The following is a 15,204-nucleotide window of genomic DNA, read 5'->3' as shown; positions in this document are numbered from 1 at the left end:
CGCCGTTATCCAGCCTCAACGGAGAGCTCCCCCATGACTGATTCCCCCGAACGCGACGAGCGCCACCTGGCGCGCATGCAGCGCAAAAAAGCCGTGATCGATGAGCGCATCGCCAATTCGCCAGACGAATGCGGCCTGGTGCTGGTGCTGACCGGCAATGGCAAAGGCAAAAGCAGCTCGGCATTCGGCATGCTCGCCCGCGCCATGGGCCACGGCATGCAGTGCGGCGTGGTGCAGTTCATCAAGGGCCGCAACAGCACCGGTGAAGAGCTGTTCTTCCGCCGCTTCCCCGAGCAAGTGCGTTTTCATGTGATGGGCGAGGGCTTCACCTGGGAAACCCAGGACCGTCAGCGCGACATCGCCGCCGCCGAAGCGGCCTGGGAAGTCTCCCGCGAGCTGCTGCGCGATCCGTCGATCGGTCTGGTGGTGCTCGATGAACTGAACATTGCCCTCAAGCACGGTTACCTCGATCTGGACCAGGTACTCAGCGATCTGCAGGCCCGTCCGCCGATGCAGCACGTGATCGTCACTGGCCGCGCCGCCAAGCCGGAAATGATCGAGATGGGCGACACCGTCACCGAAATGGGCATGATCAAGCACGCCTTCCAGGCCGGCATCAAAGCGCAGAAAGGCGTCGAACTTTGAATCAACCACGTCACTGCCCGGCGGTACTGATCGCCGCGCCGGCTTCCGGCCAGGGCAAGACCACCGTCACCGCCGCGCTGGCCCGTCTGCATCGCAATCAGGGGCGCAAGGTCCGCGTATTCAAGTGCGGCCCGGACTTTCTCGACCCGATGATCCTCGAACGCGCCAGCGGTGCACCGGTCTATCAACTGGACATGTGGATGGTCGGCGAGCAGGAAAGTCGACGTCTGTTGTGGGAAGCCGCTGCCGAAGCCGATCTGATCCTGATCGAAGGCGTGATGGGCCTGTTCGATGGCACGCCGTCGAGCGCCGACCTGGCGCGGCATTTCGGCGTACCGGTGCTCGGCGTGATCGACGGCACGGCCATGGCCCAAACGTTCGGCGCACTGGCCTTGGGCCTGGCGCGCTATCAGCCGGATCTGCCGTTCGCCGGCGTGCTGGCCAATCGTGTCGGCACCGTGCGCCATGCGCAGTTGCTCGAAGGCAGCCTCACCGAAGGCCTGCGCTGGTACGGCGCGTTGTCCCGGGAAACCGGGATCGAACTGCCAAGCCGCCATCTCGGCCTGGTGCAGGCCAGCGAACTGAATGACCTCGACGTGCGCCTCGACGCCGCCGCCCAAGCGCTGGCCGGCACTTGCGAGGCAGCGCTGCCACCGGCCGTGGAATTCGCCGCGCCAGCAATCGTTGAGACAGAAAAACTGCTCGAAGGCGTGCGAATTGCCGTCGCCCGCGACGAAGCCTTCGCTTTCACCTACGGCGCCAGTCTCGATCTGTTGCGGGCGATGGGCGCCGAGTTGAGTTTCTTCTCGCCGATCCGCGATGCGCAATTGCCTGAAGCCGACAGCTTGTACCTGCCTGGCGGTTATCCGGAATTGCACCACGTTGCCTTGTCGCAGAACACTGACATGCTCAAAGCGATCCGCGCTCACCACGCTGCCGGCAAACCGTTGCTCGCCGAGTGCGGTGGCATGCTGTACTTGCTCGACTCGCTGACCGATGTCGAAGGCACCCGCGCTGATTTGGTCGGTCTGTTGAATGGCGATGCCGTGATGCAAAAGCGCCTCGCTGCGCTGGCCTTGCAAGAGGTCGACCTGCCGGAAGGCCTGTTGCGCGGCCACACCTATCACCATTCTCTGACCACCACCGAACTGACGCCGATTGCCCGTGGCCACAGCCCCAACGGCGGGCGCGGCGCGGAAGCGGTTTACAGGGAAGGGCGGATGACTGCCTCGTACGTTCACTTCTATTTCCCGTCAAATCCGTCGGCGATTGCCGCGCTGTTGGTGCCATGAGCGACAACGCCTTCACTGACGCCGAGCGCGAAGCGGTCTACCGCGCCATCGCTGAACGCCGCGACATGCGCCACTTCAGCGGCGGTATGGTCGAGCCTGACGTGTTGCGACGATTGCTTGAAGCCGCACACCAGGCACCGAGCGTCGGCCTGATGCAGCCGTGGCGCTTCATCCGTATCAGCGACCGCGCGCTACGTGGCCAGATCCAGAACCTTGTTGAAGAAGAACGCGTACGCACCGCCGAAGCCCTCGGCGAACGCAGTGACGAGTTCATGAAGCTCAAGGTCGAAGGCATCAACGATTGCGCCGAAGTGCTGGTCGCCGCGTTGATGGACGATCGCGAAAAACACATCTTTGGTCGTCGCACAATGCCGGAAATGGACATGGCCTCATTGTCCTGCGCGATCCAGAACCTGTGGCTCGCCGCGCGTGCCGAAGGCCTGGGCATGGGCTGGGTGTCGCTGTTCGAACCGCAGGCGCTGGCCGATCTGCTGAAACTGCCGGCCGGGGCCAAACCGCTGGCGGTGCTTTGCCTGGGGCCGGTCAAGGCATTCTATCCGGCGCCGATGCTGGTACTCGAAGGGTGGGCGCAGGCGCGTCCGCTGAATGAGCTGCTGTATGAAAATTTTTGGGGAGTGAGTCAATGAGTGTGGCGTTGTTGAGTGTCGCCGCAGTTGCGCTGGATGCGCTGCTGGGTGAACCGAAACGCTGGCATCCGCTGGTGGCGTTCGGCAATTTCGCCGGGCGCATCGAGCAACGTTTCAATAGCGCTGGTCGTGGTTGGCGCAGCCATGGCGTCACCGCGTGGGTGATCGCGGTGTTGCCGCTGACCCTGCTGGCCACCGCGTTTTCCTGGGCGCCGTATGTGGGCTGGATCGTCGAGATTCTTGCGCTGTATTGCGCCCTCGGCATGCGCAGCCTGGGTGAGCACGTCGAGCCGGTGGCCAAGGCCTTGCGTGCCGATGATCTGCAAGAGGCGCGCAAGCGTGTGGGGTATCTGGTCAGCCGCCAGACCGATGAGCTGGACAGCACCGCTGTCGCCCGCGCTGCTACTGAATCGGTGCTGGAGAACGGTAGCGATGCGGTGTTCGCGGCGCTGTTCTGGTTTGCCGTGGCCGGTGCGCCGGGCGTGGTGCTCTACCGTTTGAGCAATACGCTCGACGCGATGTGGGGCTATCGCAACGAACGTTTCGAGCGGTTCGGCTGGGCGGCGGCAAAAATCGACGACGTCCTCAACTACATTCCTGCGCGGCTGGTGGCGTTGACCTACGCGCTGCTCGGCAAAACCCGACTGGCGCTGAAATGCTGGCGCACCCAGGCGCCGAAATGGGACAGCCCGAACGCCGGCCCGGTGATGGCCGCCGGCGCGGGTGCCTTGGGCGTCGAACTGGGTGGTCCGGCGATTTACCACGGCGAGCTGCACGAGCGTCCGCAACTGGGCGAGGGCGTGCCGGCGGATGCCGATTCCATTGGTCGCGGCTGGCAATTGGTCCAGCGCGGGGTATGGTTATGGCTGCTGATTCTCTGCGTGGGGGCTGAATTCTATGCTTGAGCACGGTGGCCGGTTGCGCAGGGCGGCGCTCGGATACGGCATCGCGGAAGAAGACTGGCTCGACCTGTCCACGGGGCTTGCGCCGTGGCCGTTTCCGGTCCCGGATATTCCGCTGCGGGCCTGGGCACGCTTGCCGGAAAACGATGACGGTCTGGAGCAGGCCGCCTGCGATTACTACGGTACCAGCCAGGTGCTGCCGGTGGCCGGTTCGCAGATGGCCATTCAGTTGTTGCCGCGATTGCGTCGGGCCGGCAAGGTCGGCGTGCTGTCGCCGTGTTATGCCGAGCATGCTGAAGCCTGGCGGCGCAGCGGCTATATCGTGCGTGAGGTGCTGGAGCAGGAAGTCGATTTCTTTCTCGACAGCCTCGACGTGCTGGTGGTGGTCAATCCGAACAACCCAACGGGCCTGAACCTGACCCCGGCGCGCCTACTCGACTGGCACGCACGGCTGGCCCAGCGCGGCGGCTGGCTGGTGGTCGATGAAGCGTTCATGGACAACACGCCGCAGCTGAGTCTCGCCCCGCATGCGCATCAAGTGGGGTTGATCGTGTTGCGCTCGTTCGGCAAGTTTTTCGGTCTGGCCGGTGTGCGGCTGGGGTTCGTGCTGGCCGAGCGCAAGTTGCTCCGGTTGCTGGCCGAACAGGTCGGGCCGTGGGCGGTCAGCGGGCCGACCCGCGTGCTCGGCCAGGCCTGTCTGCGCGACACGGAAGGCCACACGCGTCAGCGCATCCGCAGCGACGAGGCCAGCGAACGATTGGCTGCGCTGCTCGAACGTTCCGGTTTCAAACCGCAGGGCGGCTGCGCACTGTTTCAGTGGCTGATCACCGAACAGGCCTCCGCGTTGCACGAATTCATGGCCCGACGCGGCATTCTCCTGCGACTCTTCGCGCACAACAGCAGCCTGCGTTTCGGGCTACCCGCCGATGCCGCCGACGAGGCGCGCCTTGAGCAAGCCCTGCAAGCATTCGCCCTGCAACGCTCTATGGAAAACAAACCAGCATGACCACTTTAATGGTGCAGGGCACCACCTCCGACGCCGGCAAAAGCACGCTGGTGACGGCGCTCTGCCGCTGGGCCACCCGTCAGGGCGTTGCCGTGGTGCCGTTCAAGCCGCAGAACATGGCGCTCAACAGCGCGGTGACTGCCGACGGCGGCGAGATCGGCCGCGCGCAAGCGGTGCAGGCCCAGGCGGCGTTTCTCGAGCCGCACACCGACATGAACCCGGTGCTGCTCAAGCCCAACAGCGACACCGGCGCCCAGGTCATCATCCACGGTCGTGCGGTCACCAGCATGAACGCCGTCGCCTATCACGACTACAAAGCCATCGCCATGCAGGCCGTGCTTGCTTCCCACGAACGTTTGAGTGCCGCCTATCCGCTGGTGATGGTCGAAGGCGCGGGCTCGCCGGCCGAGATCAATCTGCGCGCCGGTGACATCGCCAACATGGGCTTCGCCGAAGCGGTGGATTGCCCGGTGTTGCTGATCGCCGACATCAATCGTGGCGGCGTCTTCGCCCATCTGGTGGGCACGTTGGAACTGCTGTCGCCGAGCGAACAGGCACGGGTCAAAGGTTTCATCATCAACCGTTTTCGCGGCGATATCGCCTTGCTGCAACCGGGCCTCGACTGGCTGGAACAGCGCACCGGCAAACCGGTGGTGGGCGTGCTGCCATACGTGATGGATCTGCATCTGGAAGCCGAGGACGGCATCGACCAGCGTCAGACCGACAAGGCGGAGCAAGTCCTGAAAGTGGTGGTGCCGGTGCTGCCGCGCATCAGCAACCACACCGATTTCGATCCGCTGCGTCTGCATCCGCAGGTTGATCTGCAATTCATCGGCCCGGGGCAAGCGATACCGCCGGCCGACCTGATCGTTCTTCCGGGCTCGAAAAGCGTGCGCAGTGACTTGGCGTATCTGCGCGCCAATGGTTGGGAATCGGCCATCCGCCGTCACCTGCGTTACGGCGGGAAATTGCTCGGGATCTGCGGCGGTCTGCAAATGCTCGGCGAGCAGGTGCACGATCCGCTGGGCCTTGAAGGTGCGCCGGGTTCCAGCGCTGGTCTGGGGTTGCTGGCGTTCGAAACGCAGCTCGAAGCCGAGAAGCAGCTGCGCAATGTGCACGGGCGTCTGGCGCTGGAAGATGCCGAGGTCAGCGGTTATGAAATTCATGCCGGCGTGACCACGGGAGCGGCGCTGGAAAATGCTGCCGTGCATCTGGACGACGGCCGCTGCGACGGCGCGCAAAGTCTCGACGGGCAGATTTTCGGCACCTACCTGCATGGGCTGTTCGAGTCGCCGGCGGCCAGTGCCGCGCTGTTGCGCTGGGCCGGCCTGAACGATGTGCAGGAGGTGGATTACCACGGCTTGCGCGAACGCGATATCGAGCGGCTGGCGGATCTGGTGGAGAAGCATCTGGATACCGATCTGTTGTGTGAACTCTGTGGTATCCAGGCCGGATGTGATGGCCTCTTCGCGGGCAAGCCCGCTCCCACAGGGTGTTGAGGTGTACTCAAGTGCCATGTTTNGGAGCGGGCTTGCCCGCGAAGAGGTCAGTTGTCTCAACGAATTTTTTTCAGGATGCCTCCATGCTCCAGTTGATCCTCGGCGGCGCCCGCTCCGGCAAAAGTCGCCTGGCCGAAAAACTCGCTACTGACAGCGCGCTGGCCGTCACTTACATCGCCACCAGCCAGCCACAGGATGGCGAGATGAATGAACGCGTCGCCCATCATCGCGCCCGTCGTCCTGCTGAATGGGCGTTGATCGAAGAGCCGCTGGAACTGGCTCGGGTGTTGCGCGAAAACGCTGGCCCCGAGCGTTGCCTGCTGGTGGATTGCCTGACGCTGTGGCTGACCAATCTGCTGATGCTCGAAGACGCTGAACGCCTCGCCGCCGAGCGCGAAGCCTTGCTCGAATGCCTGGCGTCGCTGCCGGGTGAAATCATTTTTGTCAGCAACGAGACCGGAATGGGTGTCGTGCCGCTGGGCGAATTGACTCGCCGCTACGTCGATGAAGCCGGTTGGCTGCATCAAGCTCTGGCCGAGCGTTGTCAACGAGTCGTCCTGACGGTCGCCGGCCTGCCCCTGACTTTGAAAGGACCTGCGTTATGACCCAAGCCTGGTGGCTGAACCCGTGCAAACCGGTGGATACGCACGCCGTTGAAAACGCGGCGGCGCGTCAGCAGCAATTGACCAAACCCGCCGGCTCCCTCGGTCAGCTTGAATCGGTGGCGGTGCAGCTGGCCGGATTGCAGGGCCGGATCAAGCCGACGCTGGATCAAGTCTGGATCGCGATTTTTGCGGGTGACCATGGCGTTGTCGCCGAAGGGGTTTCCGCGTTCCCGCAGGAAGTCACCGGGCAGATGCTGCTGAACTTCGTCAGCGGCGGCGCGGCGATCAGCGTGCTGGCGCGGCAACTTGGCGCGCAGCTGGAAGTGGTGGATCTGGGCACCGTGACTCCGTCGCTGGACCTGCCGGGTGTGCGCCATTTGAACATCGGCTTGGGCACGGCTAATTTCGCCAAGGGCGCGGCGATGACTCAGGCCCAGGGTGAACTTGCCTTGCAGGGCGGTCGCGACAGCGTGCTGCGGGCGAAAGCGGCAGGCGCGCAATTGTTCATCGGCGGCGAAATGGGCATCGGCAACACCACGGCAGCCAGTGCGCTGGCCTGTGCTTTGCTCGATTGCCCGGTGGCACACCTGACCGGCCCCGGCACCGGGCTGAATGCCGAAGGCGTCAGCCACAAGGCGCAGGTGATCGAGCGGGCGCTGGCACTGCATGCGGCGCAACGTGGCGATGCGTTACAGACGCTGTTCAATCTCGGCGGCTTCGAGATTGCGGCATTGGTCGGCGCGTATCTGGCCTGTGCACAGGAGGGTGTGGCGGTGCTGGTGGATGGGTTCATCTGTACGGTCGCCGCGCTGGTGGCGGTGCGCCTGAATCCGGCCTGCCGTGAGTGGCTGCTGTTCGGTCATCGCGGTGCCGAGCCGGGCCATCGTCATGTGCTGGAAACCCTTGGCGCTGAGCCTTTGCTGGAACTGGGCCTGCGTCTGGGCGAGGGCAGTGGCGCGGCGCTGGCGGTGCCGTTGTTGCGTCTGGCCTGCGACCTGCACGGCCAGATGGCAACCTTCGCTGAAGCCGCGGTGGCGGACCGCCCGGCATGACCTTGCGCCTGGATCTGCTGCGCCACGGTGAAACCGAACTCGGCGGCGGTCTGCGCGGCAGCCTCGACGATGCGTTGACCGAAAAAGGCTGGGCGCAGATGCGCGAGGCGGTGAGCGGGCAGGGGCCCTGGGATCGGCTGGTCAGTTCGCCGTTGCAGCGTTGTGCGCGGTTTGCTGAAGAGTTGAGCGCGCAGCGGGATCTGCCGGTTTCTTTGGACAGGGATCTGCAGGAGTTGCATTTCGGTGCCTGGGAAGGGCGGAGCGCGGCGGCGTTGATGGAGACTGATGCTGAAGCGCTGGGGCTGTTCTGGGCCGATCCGTATGGGTTTACTCCGCCGCAGGGTGAGCCGGTCAGCGATTTTTCGGCGCGGGTGCTGGCGGCGGTGATGCGACTGCACGCGGCGCACGCGGGTGAGCGGGTGTTGCTGATCAGTCATGGTGGCGTCATGCGTCTGTTGCTGGCGCAGGCCCGTGGCTTGCCCCGTGAACAACTGCTCAATGTCGAAGTCGGCCACGGCGCGCTGTTTTCGCTGATCGTCGAGGCCGACGGTTCGCTCAGGGAAGTGCTCTGACATGCTGCCTCTGTGGATCGCCCTGCAATTTCTCAGCAGCCTGCCGATTCGTCTGCCGGGTATGCCGGCGCCTGAACAGCTCGGACGCTCGCTGCTGTTTTATCCGCTGGTGGGACTATTGTTCGGTGTCATTCTCTGGGCGCTGAACATTGCCTTGGTCGGCACGCCGTTGCTGTTGCATGCGGCGCTGTTGCTGGCGGTGTGGGTGCTGCTCAGCGGCGCGTTGCACCTGGATGGGCTGGCGGACAGCGCCGATGCGTGGCTCGGCGGCTTCGGTGATCGCGAGCGTACGCTGACGATCATGAAGGATCCGCGCAGCGGGCCGATCGCGGTGGTGACGCTGGTGCTGGTGTTGCTGCTCAAGTTTGCCGCGTTGCTGGCGTTGATCGAACAACAGCAGGGCACGGCATTGATCATGGTGCCGCTGATCGGCCGAGCGGCGTTGCTCGGGCTGTTTCTCACCACGACTTATGTGCGGGCTGGCGGGTTGGGGCAGGCGCTGGCCGATCATCTGCCGCGCAAGGCGGGTTGGCAGGTGCTGGTGGGGAGTGCGGCGGCGTGTGTGGCGATCGCCGGGTTCGACGCTGTCGTGGCGTTGCTGCTGGCGGTTGTCGTGTTCATCTGGCTGCGGCATTTGATGGTGCGACGACTGGGTGGAACCACTGGTGATACGGCGGGAGCGTTGCTGGAACTATTGGAGATGTCAGTGCTGGTCGGGCTGGCCTTGTTTTGATAAATAACTTTGATCTGTAACTTGATTTAACACAGTCGCGGGTATATACACGCATCATGCTTCCATCTCAGTGTTTGTGCACCAACCTGCGTCGCGCCGCGCGTGGCGTCAGCAGGCATTACGACGGCGCTCTCGACGGCTTCGGGATCAACGTTGCCCAGTATTCTCTGCTGTGCAATCTGCAGCGCCTGGATCAGCCGAGCATTTCCGAACTGGCCGAAGCCATGGGCCTGGATCGCAGCACCCTCGGGCGCAATCTGCGGGTGCTGGAAGGCGAGGGCCTGGTGGCGCTGGCCGAGGGCGAAGACATGCGCAACCGCATCGTCCGGCTCACCGAAACCGGCGCGCAACGCCTGGCAGCAGCCTTGCCGGCCTGGGAAGCGGCGCAACAGCGGTTGATCGACCGACTGGGTGCCGAGAAGCGTGAAACCTTGCTGCGGCTATTGGATGAACTGGCCTGAGGGCCGGTTTTTCCGAATCTAAGCGGGTATATACCCGCGACTGGAGAATAATAATGAGTTCGATGTGGCGTACGTGCGGTTGGGTGTTGCTGGGGAGTGCGCTGATTCTGGCGTTGTCATTGGGCGTGCGGCACGGCTTCGGCTTGTTTCTGTCGCCGATGAGCGCCCAGTTCGGCTGGGGTCGCGAGGTGTTCGCCTTCGCCATCGCCTTGCAGAACCTGATCTGGGGGCTGGCGCAACCGTTCACTGGCGCGCTGGCCGACCGCTTCGGCGCGGCGAAAGTGGTACTGATCGGCGGGGTGCTCTACGCCTTGGGCCTGGTGTTCATGGGCCTGTCGGAAACCGCTTTGGGCTTGTCCCTGAGCGCCGGTCTGTTGATCGGTATCGGACTGTCCGGGACCTCGTTCTCGGTGATTCTCGGTGTCGTCGGCCGCGCCGTGCCGCCGGAGAAACGCAGCATGGGCATGGGCATTGCCAGTGCTGCCGGTTCTTTCGGCCAGTTCGCCATGCTGCCGGGCACCCTCGGGCTGATCGGTTGGCTCGGCTGGTCGGCGGCATTGCTCGTGCTGGGCTTGCTGGTGGCGCTGATCGTGCCGCTGGTGAGCATGCTCAAGGACAAGCCGCTGCCGGTGCTCGGCCATGAACAAACCCTGTCCGAAGCCCTGCGCGAAGCCTGCTCGCACTCCGGTTTCTGGTTGCTGGCATTCGGTTTTTTCGTCTGCGGATTTCAGGTGGTGTTCATCGGCGTGCACTTGCCGGCGTATCTGGTTGATCAGCATCTGCCGGCCACCGTCGGCACCACCGTGCTGGCGTTGATCGGCCTGTTCAACATCTTCGGTACCTACACCGCCGGTTGGCTCGGTGGGCGGATGTCCAAACCGCGTCTGCTGACCGGGCTCTATCTGCTGCGCGCGGTGGTGATCGTGCTGTTTCTGTGGCTGCCGGTGACGACGACCTCGGCCTATCTGTTCGGCATGGCCATGGGGTTCCTGTGGCTGTCGACGGTGCCGTTGACCAACGGTACGGTGGCGACCTTGTTTGGCGTGCGAAACCTGTCCATGCTCGGCGGCATCGTGTTTCTGTTCCATCAGTTGGGTTCGTTCCTCGGCGGCTGGCTGGGCGGGGTGGTGTATGACCGAACCGGGAGTTATGACTTGATCTGGCAAGTGGCGATTCTCCTGAGCCTGCTGGCGGCGGCGCTGAACTGGCCGGTGCGCGAGCGCCCGGTCGAGGGCCTGCAACCGCGTGCGAGCGCTGCATGAACCGTTTCTGGCCGCAGATCGTCGTCACCGCACTCGGCGCCGCGTTGCTGGCGCTGGTGTGGTGGGGCTGGCATCAGGGCGGGCTGGCGCTGATGCAGTTGGGTATGGGTGCTTGCTAGACCGGCGGAAGGGCGAGTAACGTCGAGGTCTGACGATTGCTCAAGGATGCCCGACATGCTCAAGCGCTGGTGTGCTGTTCCCGCGTTGCTGATGGCGTTGACCGGACTGGCCCAGGCCGCGGACTGTCCGGATCTGTTGCAAGGCTCGTTGCCCAAGTTGCGGGCCAAGGAATCCATCGACCTGTGTCAGCGCTACGCCGACAAACCGCTGGTAGTGATCAACACGGCCAGCTTCTGTGGTTTTGCGCCGCAGTTCGAGGGGCTGGAAGCGCTGAATCAGCGCTACAAGGCCCAGGGCCTGGAAATGCTCGGCGTACCGTCCAATGACTTCAAGCAGGAGTCCAAGGACAGCGCCGAGACCGCCAAGGTCTGCTATGCCAACTACGGCGTGACGTTCACCATGACCGAACCGCAGAAGGTGCGGGGTGACGATGCGACTCATCTGTTCCAGGTGCTGGCCAAACAGAGCAGCGCACCGAAGTGGAATTTCTACAAATACGTCATCGACCGCCAGGGCAAGGTGATCGCCAATTTCTCCAGCCTGACCAAACCGGATGATCCGGAATTTCTGGCGGCCATCGAGAAAGCCATTGCCTCCCAGCCGCTGAAGCCCTGATCGACGCCCATTAAAAAGCCCCGCCTCTGTGAAGAGTGCGGGGCTTTTTAATGGGCGAGGCCTCAAATGGTAAAGAGCTCAGCCTCGCCGTACAGCATCAGAAGCGGTAGGTTGCGCCGACACCGAAGCCGTTTGCCGAGTTTTCATACTGCGAGTTGTAGCTCTGGCCACGATCGTTTTCGTTGCGGATGTTGACCTTCTCTTCCTTCAGGTACGAGTAGGCAACGTCGATGGTCAGGTCTTCGGTCGGGCTCCAGCCGGCACCGATACTGAAGATGGTCCGGTCGCCGGTCGGGATGCGTGGCGAACGGTCGACGTTGTTGGTCGGCGACTGGTCGAACGTCAGGCCGGTACGCAGTACCCATTCCTTGTTCAACTGATAGGACGTACCGATGGCGTACGCCCAGGTGTCATGCCAGTTCTGTTCTTCGGTGATCTCGCCGAACTGGCCAGCCAGCAGTGGCTGAACGCCGGAGTTCTTGACGGTGATCTTTTCCAACTGGCTCCAGCGGGTCCAGGTGGTACCGGCGTAGACGTTCCAGCGATCGTTGATCGCCTGGGTGACCGAGAGGTCCACGGATTCAGGCGTGGTGATCTTCAGCGAAGCGTCGTACTTCTGGTTCGCACCCAGGCCGATCGCGCCCAGCACACCGTAGTTGACCTTGGTGTTGCCTTCGAGCTTGTAGTCGACCTTCGAGTGGTAGGTCAGACCCAGGCGAGTGCTGTCGGTAGCCTGTACCAGCACGCCGATGTTGTAGCCCAGTGCGGTGTCGTCGCCCTTGATCTTGACCTTGCCGTCCGGCGCTGCCTGAGTGATCGACAGGTTGGATTCCAGCGAGCCGTCGATGCGGTTGATGGTCGGGCCGAAACCGATCGACACGACATCGTTGAACTTGTAGCTGACGGTTGGCTGGAAGGTGATGATCTTGACTTCTGACTTGCTGCCGAAGTAACGGCCGGCGAAGCCGTTTTCATAGTCGGTGATCAGGCCGAAGGGTACGTACACACCCAGACCGAATGCCCAATGCTCGTCGATCGGCTTGACGTAGTAGCCCATAGGTACGGAGGTGAAGGGCACCATGTCGCCTTTGTTGCTGCCGCCGTTCGGGCTGGAGCTGGCGTCGCTGATATCGGTTTTTGCGTCGAGGAATGCAACGCCACCGGTGACTTGTTCGCGCGTGATGCGCGACATGCCGGCAGGGTTGCCATAAACGGTGCTTGCGTCGTCGGCAGAAGAAGATCGCCCGGCGTACCCAGTCCCCATCCCGCTGATGCTGTGTTCGTTGATGGCAAAGCCAGCTGCGAAGATCTGGGTGGATGCCACGGTTACGGCAAGGCTAAGGGTGGTTTTGAGCATGACTTTTTTCATTATTAGAACTCCTGGTGATCACCGGGGCGAAAATTACCAACATTTTCGTCCCGGCGCTATAGTCCGTATGCCTTGAGTTAGAGCGGTTTTGTAGGACAATCCGACCAAAATTACTGCCTGTTGGGCGATGTTGTGAAAACAGCGGGTCAGCAAGCGACCTGATTCAGCGGTGAAACACAGGTTTGCCAGGCGCAGGTGAAGTCGCGCAGACGACCTTGGGGCTGAAAGGTCTGACGCCAGATGCGCGCCATGCCCAGCAGATCGTCCGGCTCGGGGAGGGTAGTGTTTTGTTCTTCGACCAGCAGCCAGGCGATGGCTGTGGCATAACGCAAATTGACGGTCAGTTCGAGGTGCGGGCCGCTGAGGAAGGCATGCTGGCTGGCGAGGCCGCGAACCAGGCTGGCGCGTTCCGGATCCAGCGCCAGGTAATGATCCCAGAGGGCTTGGTGGCGGTTTTCGGCAATCCGGTACAGGCCGTGGCCACGGCGGTCATGCAGGGCGGAACCGAGAGCGGACTGGCTGGCGGCAATGCCCAGCAGCAGGGATTCGGCGGTTGCGCAGTGACGTCCCAGGTAGATCAGCGTAGGACGAATCACATAGCGGCACAGTTCGCTGGCAGCGATACCCATAAATCCCTCGGATCTTGTTATTGGGCGGCGAGGCCTGAAGGGGGAGCTTGGCAGCTGTGGATCGACTCAGGCTCGCCGGAAGCGGATCACGCCGCTTGAGTTGAAGTGTAGTGTCATATTCGCGACGTAAAGGACTGTTTTTAAAATATTTCCGGCGCGCCGTTATAACCGTTATACCGGTTGGTGCTTAAGCGGAAAGAGGTAAAAGTGAAACATCGGGCAATAAAAAGCCCCGCATTTCAGCAGGGCTTTTGCTTTTGCAGCCATTTCGGCTTCTCAGGCGATCAATGCCTGACGGGTGCGATCAATCACGGCCTGCAGCGGTTCGGCGCTGGAGTATTGATCGGGGTACAGACGCTCGCTATGGCGGGCGATCCCGTGTTCATTGACCACGGTGAAGCTGAAGCAGCCTTTGCGAGCGGCCATGATCAGGCAGTTCATTGGAGCAAAAGCGTTGGTTAGGGTGCGAATGGCATCCTGAGTCTGGATTTGAGTCGACATAGTTATTAGGTGTTCCTACAAATGACACGGATAAGAACCGTGCAACGTTAAAACGTTCCAGTAACGTCGACCACCATTGGTCGAACGAAGAACCCGACTGGAACAAGGCAGCCAGTTCGAGCGCTATAAAAGTTGGCGCGCTTGGGCTGGCAGGTAGGTACTTAGGAGGACAGGCAACATATCAAGGGCAGAGGTTCTGGGCCCTTGGTGAAGATCCTGATCAATTTGCAGGTTGGTTCGGTCAGAGTAAGTGGTCTTCGCAACACTCTTTGCATTCGATTCAAAGACTGTGTCGTCGCAAGATTTACCTGGAAACCATCGAGGGGTCGATCCCGCTTTTTTCAGTGAAGGTCTCTGTGAGAGAAACTTGACCGTGGGGGTGTGTTCGACCGGAATTGACTTTCAGCTTGGTACTAACGCCGCGGATACTAACGGAACGAACCGCAGAAGGCAAACCCGATAATCAAAAAAAATCAGAATCCGCTGCCCGGGCTCCCCGCCTGCCCCGATCTGGCTCACTTTACGTTCGTCGGTCCCCACCACCGGAAAGATGCTGACGCTCTGCGCAGCGGCTTATCCCCAGCACGAATGCCAAAACGACCCGAAAAGGCGCATCGATATAACCGCGTAACAGGTACTTGTGCACATTAGTTGCGCAGACTGTAACGGCGCTGTCACAACAATCCTGACCCCGATGACTGCCTGCATCGAAAGTTTAAGTCAATGAAAAACATCGCTTTTTTTAACTGGTGAAAAAATCGTCAGTTTGACTGCGAGCCCCGTTCCACAAGGCTTTGCGGCGACTGGAGGGCGGTTGTCCACTGAGTTATCCACAGCTTCTGTGGATTGTCCCGAGCGCTTGCTCTAGCACGGGCGTGCCGGGTTTTTTTCGACTTTACCTGTGCGAAAAAAAGAGTAGAGTGGCGCGCCTTCCGATCTGTCCCACAGTGCTTTATGAAGTTTCGTTCCGCTCCAGAATCTGTTACCTCCCAACTCCCTCGTGTTACCGCTCCCAAGCGATTTTCCGTGCGCGTGGCCGAATGGCTGCTGGACAGCCCGCGACTTGGCGACAGCCAGAATGCCAAGCACCTCGCCGGCCGCCTGCTCAAGCAACCGGCCCGGGAAGGGGTGGTCGCGGCGCAGAGTCGCCTCGGCCAGTTGATGTGCCGCGAGTGCGGCAATGCCCGGGATCGCCGGATCGGCCAGGACCTGCTGCGCCAGGCCGCCCGCGCCGGTGACCGACGCGCGCAACAGGAACTCGGCCTGATCGAAGACTGAGCTGTCCAAGACCAGA

General features: G+C 62.2%; 18 protein-coding genes. 15 read left to right on the top strand and 3 right to left on the bottom strand.

Going from position 1 to position 15,204, the window contains the following annotated elements:
* The first annotated feature begins 33 nt into the window (after nucleotides 1-33).
* The 14 genes from cobO to ACTJK9_RS12560 all read left to right on the top strand — a co-directional run bounded on the left by cobO (nucleotide 34) and on the right by ACTJK9_RS12560 (nucleotide 11,411).
* A complete protein-coding gene (gene cobO / locus ACTJK9_RS12625; RefSeq protein ID WP_007950401.1) occupies nucleotides 34-645 on the top strand; it encodes a cob(I)yrinic acid a,c-diamide adenosyltransferase in 612 nt (203 codons plus the stop codon).
* Nucleotides 642-1,937 (top strand): cobyrinate a,c-diamide synthase, encoded by a 1,296-nt coding sequence (locus ACTJK9_RS12620; RefSeq protein ID WP_440814138.1) that lies wholly within the window; start codon nucleotides 642-644, stop codon nucleotides 1,935-1,937. The genes cobO and ACTJK9_RS12620 overlap by 4 nt, the downstream gene beginning before the upstream one ends.
* Entirely contained in the window at nucleotides 1,934-2,584 is a 651-nt protein-coding gene (gene bluB / locus ACTJK9_RS12615; RefSeq protein WP_440814136.1) for a 5,6-dimethylbenzimidazole synthase, read from the top strand. The genes ACTJK9_RS12620 and bluB overlap by 4 nt, the downstream gene beginning before the upstream one ends.
* Nucleotides 2,581-3,489 carry an adenosylcobinamide-phosphate synthase CbiB gene (gene cbiB / locus ACTJK9_RS12610; RefSeq protein WP_440814134.1) on the top strand — a complete coding sequence of 303 codons (909 nt, stop codon included), beginning with the start codon at nucleotides 2,581-2,583 and terminating at the stop codon, nucleotides 3,487-3,489. Before bluB ends, cbiB begins: the two co-directional genes overlap by 4 nt.
* Entirely contained in the window at nucleotides 3,482-4,492 is a 1,011-nt protein-coding gene (gene cobD / locus ACTJK9_RS12605; RefSeq protein WP_221399055.1) for a threonine-phosphate decarboxylase CobD, read from the top strand. Before cbiB ends, cobD begins: the two co-directional genes overlap by 8 nt.
* Entirely contained in the window at nucleotides 4,489-5,991 is a 1,503-nt protein-coding gene (locus tag ACTJK9_RS12600) for a cobyric acid synthase (RefSeq protein ID WP_221399056.1), read from the top strand. The genes cobD and ACTJK9_RS12600 overlap by 4 nt, the downstream gene beginning before the upstream one ends.
* Nucleotides 5,992-6,074: 83 nt before the next feature.
* Nucleotides 6,075-6,596, top strand: a complete 522-nt coding sequence (cobU, locus tag ACTJK9_RS12595) for a bifunctional adenosylcobinamide kinase/adenosylcobinamide-phosphate guanylyltransferase (protein WP_221399057.1) — start codon at nucleotides 6,075-6,077, stop codon at nucleotides 6,594-6,596.
* Nucleotides 6,593-7,648 (top strand): nicotinate-nucleotide--dimethylbenzimidazole phosphoribosyltransferase, encoded by a 1,056-nt coding sequence (gene cobT / locus ACTJK9_RS12590; protein ID WP_440814130.1) that lies wholly within the window; start codon nucleotides 6,593-6,595, stop codon nucleotides 7,646-7,648. Before cobU ends, cobT begins: the two co-directional genes overlap by 4 nt.
* On the top strand, nucleotides 7,645-8,220 hold the full coding sequence (cobC, locus tag ACTJK9_RS12585; protein WP_440814127.1) for an alpha-ribazole phosphatase family protein: 576 nt from the start codon (nucleotides 7,645-7,647) through the stop codon (nucleotides 8,218-8,220). Before cobT ends, cobC begins: the two co-directional genes overlap by 4 nt.
* 1 nt (nucleotide 8,221) lies before the next feature.
* Nucleotides 8,222-8,953: an adenosylcobinamide-GDP ribazoletransferase gene (locus ACTJK9_RS12580; RefSeq protein WP_440814125.1), complete on the top strand. Its 732-nt coding sequence runs from the start codon at nucleotides 8,222-8,224 to the stop codon at nucleotides 8,951-8,953.
* 56 nt (nucleotides 8,954-9,009) lie between these two features.
* Nucleotides 9,010-9,414: a MarR family winged helix-turn-helix transcriptional regulator gene (locus ACTJK9_RS12575; RefSeq protein WP_007950413.1), complete on the top strand. Its 405-nt coding sequence runs from the start codon at nucleotides 9,010-9,012 to the stop codon at nucleotides 9,412-9,414.
* A 53-nt stretch (nucleotides 9,415-9,467) separates the two neighbouring features.
* Nucleotides 9,468-10,676 carry an MFS transporter gene (locus tag ACTJK9_RS12570; protein WP_440814123.1) on the top strand — a complete coding sequence of 403 codons (1,209 nt, stop codon included), beginning with the start codon at nucleotides 9,468-9,470 and terminating at the stop codon, nucleotides 10,674-10,676.
* Nucleotides 10,673-10,795, top strand: a complete 123-nt coding sequence (locus tag ACTJK9_RS12565) for a hypothetical protein (RefSeq protein ID WP_007950415.1) — start codon at nucleotides 10,673-10,675, stop codon at nucleotides 10,793-10,795. The genes ACTJK9_RS12570 and ACTJK9_RS12565 overlap by 4 nt, the downstream gene beginning before the upstream one ends.
* A 55-nt stretch (nucleotides 10,796-10,850) precedes the next feature.
* Complete coding sequence (locus ACTJK9_RS12560) at nucleotides 10,851-11,411, top strand: glutathione peroxidase (protein ID WP_039769833.1); 561 nt, start codon at nucleotides 10,851-10,853, stop codon at nucleotides 11,409-11,411.
* A gap of 97 nt (nucleotides 11,412-11,508) precedes the next feature.
* Here ACTJK9_RS12560 and ACTJK9_RS12555 read toward each other — a convergent pair whose 3' ends face one another.
* From ACTJK9_RS12555 to ACTJK9_RS12545, 3 genes are all read right to left on the bottom strand, one after another.
* Nucleotides 11,509-12,780, bottom strand: a complete 1,272-nt coding sequence (locus tag ACTJK9_RS12555; RefSeq protein ID WP_064594534.1) for an OmpP1/FadL family transporter — start codon at nucleotides 12,778-12,780, stop codon at nucleotides 11,509-11,511.
* Nucleotides 12,781-12,926: 146 nt separating this feature from the next.
* Nucleotides 12,927-13,409 (bottom strand): hypothetical protein, encoded by a 483-nt coding sequence (locus ACTJK9_RS12550; RefSeq protein ID WP_085611479.1) that lies wholly within the window; start codon nucleotides 13,407-13,409, stop codon nucleotides 12,927-12,929.
* Nucleotides 13,410-13,685: 276 nt separating this feature from the next.
* Complete coding sequence (locus ACTJK9_RS12545; protein ID WP_007950419.1) at nucleotides 13,686-13,910, bottom strand: hypothetical protein; 225 nt, start codon at nucleotides 13,908-13,910, stop codon at nucleotides 13,686-13,688.
* Between the two features lie 954 nt (nucleotides 13,911-14,864).
* On the opposite strand from ACTJK9_RS12545, the gene ACTJK9_RS12540 reads away from it, so the two are divergent.
* A complete protein-coding gene (locus ACTJK9_RS12540; RefSeq protein ID WP_085611478.1) occupies nucleotides 14,865-15,188 on the top strand; it encodes a hypothetical protein in 324 nt (107 codons plus the stop codon).
* Nucleotides 15,189-15,204 lie beyond the last annotated feature (16 nt).

It is taken from the genome of Pseudomonas sp. 22082 (assembly GCF_052046055.1).
Taxonomy (GTDB): Bacteria; Pseudomonadota; Gammaproteobacteria; order Pseudomonadales; family Pseudomonadaceae; genus Aquipseudomonas; species Aquipseudomonas pharyngis.
The sequence above is the reverse complement of the archived record's forward strand: the minus strand, read 5'-3'. Positions and strand labels throughout refer to the sequence as shown.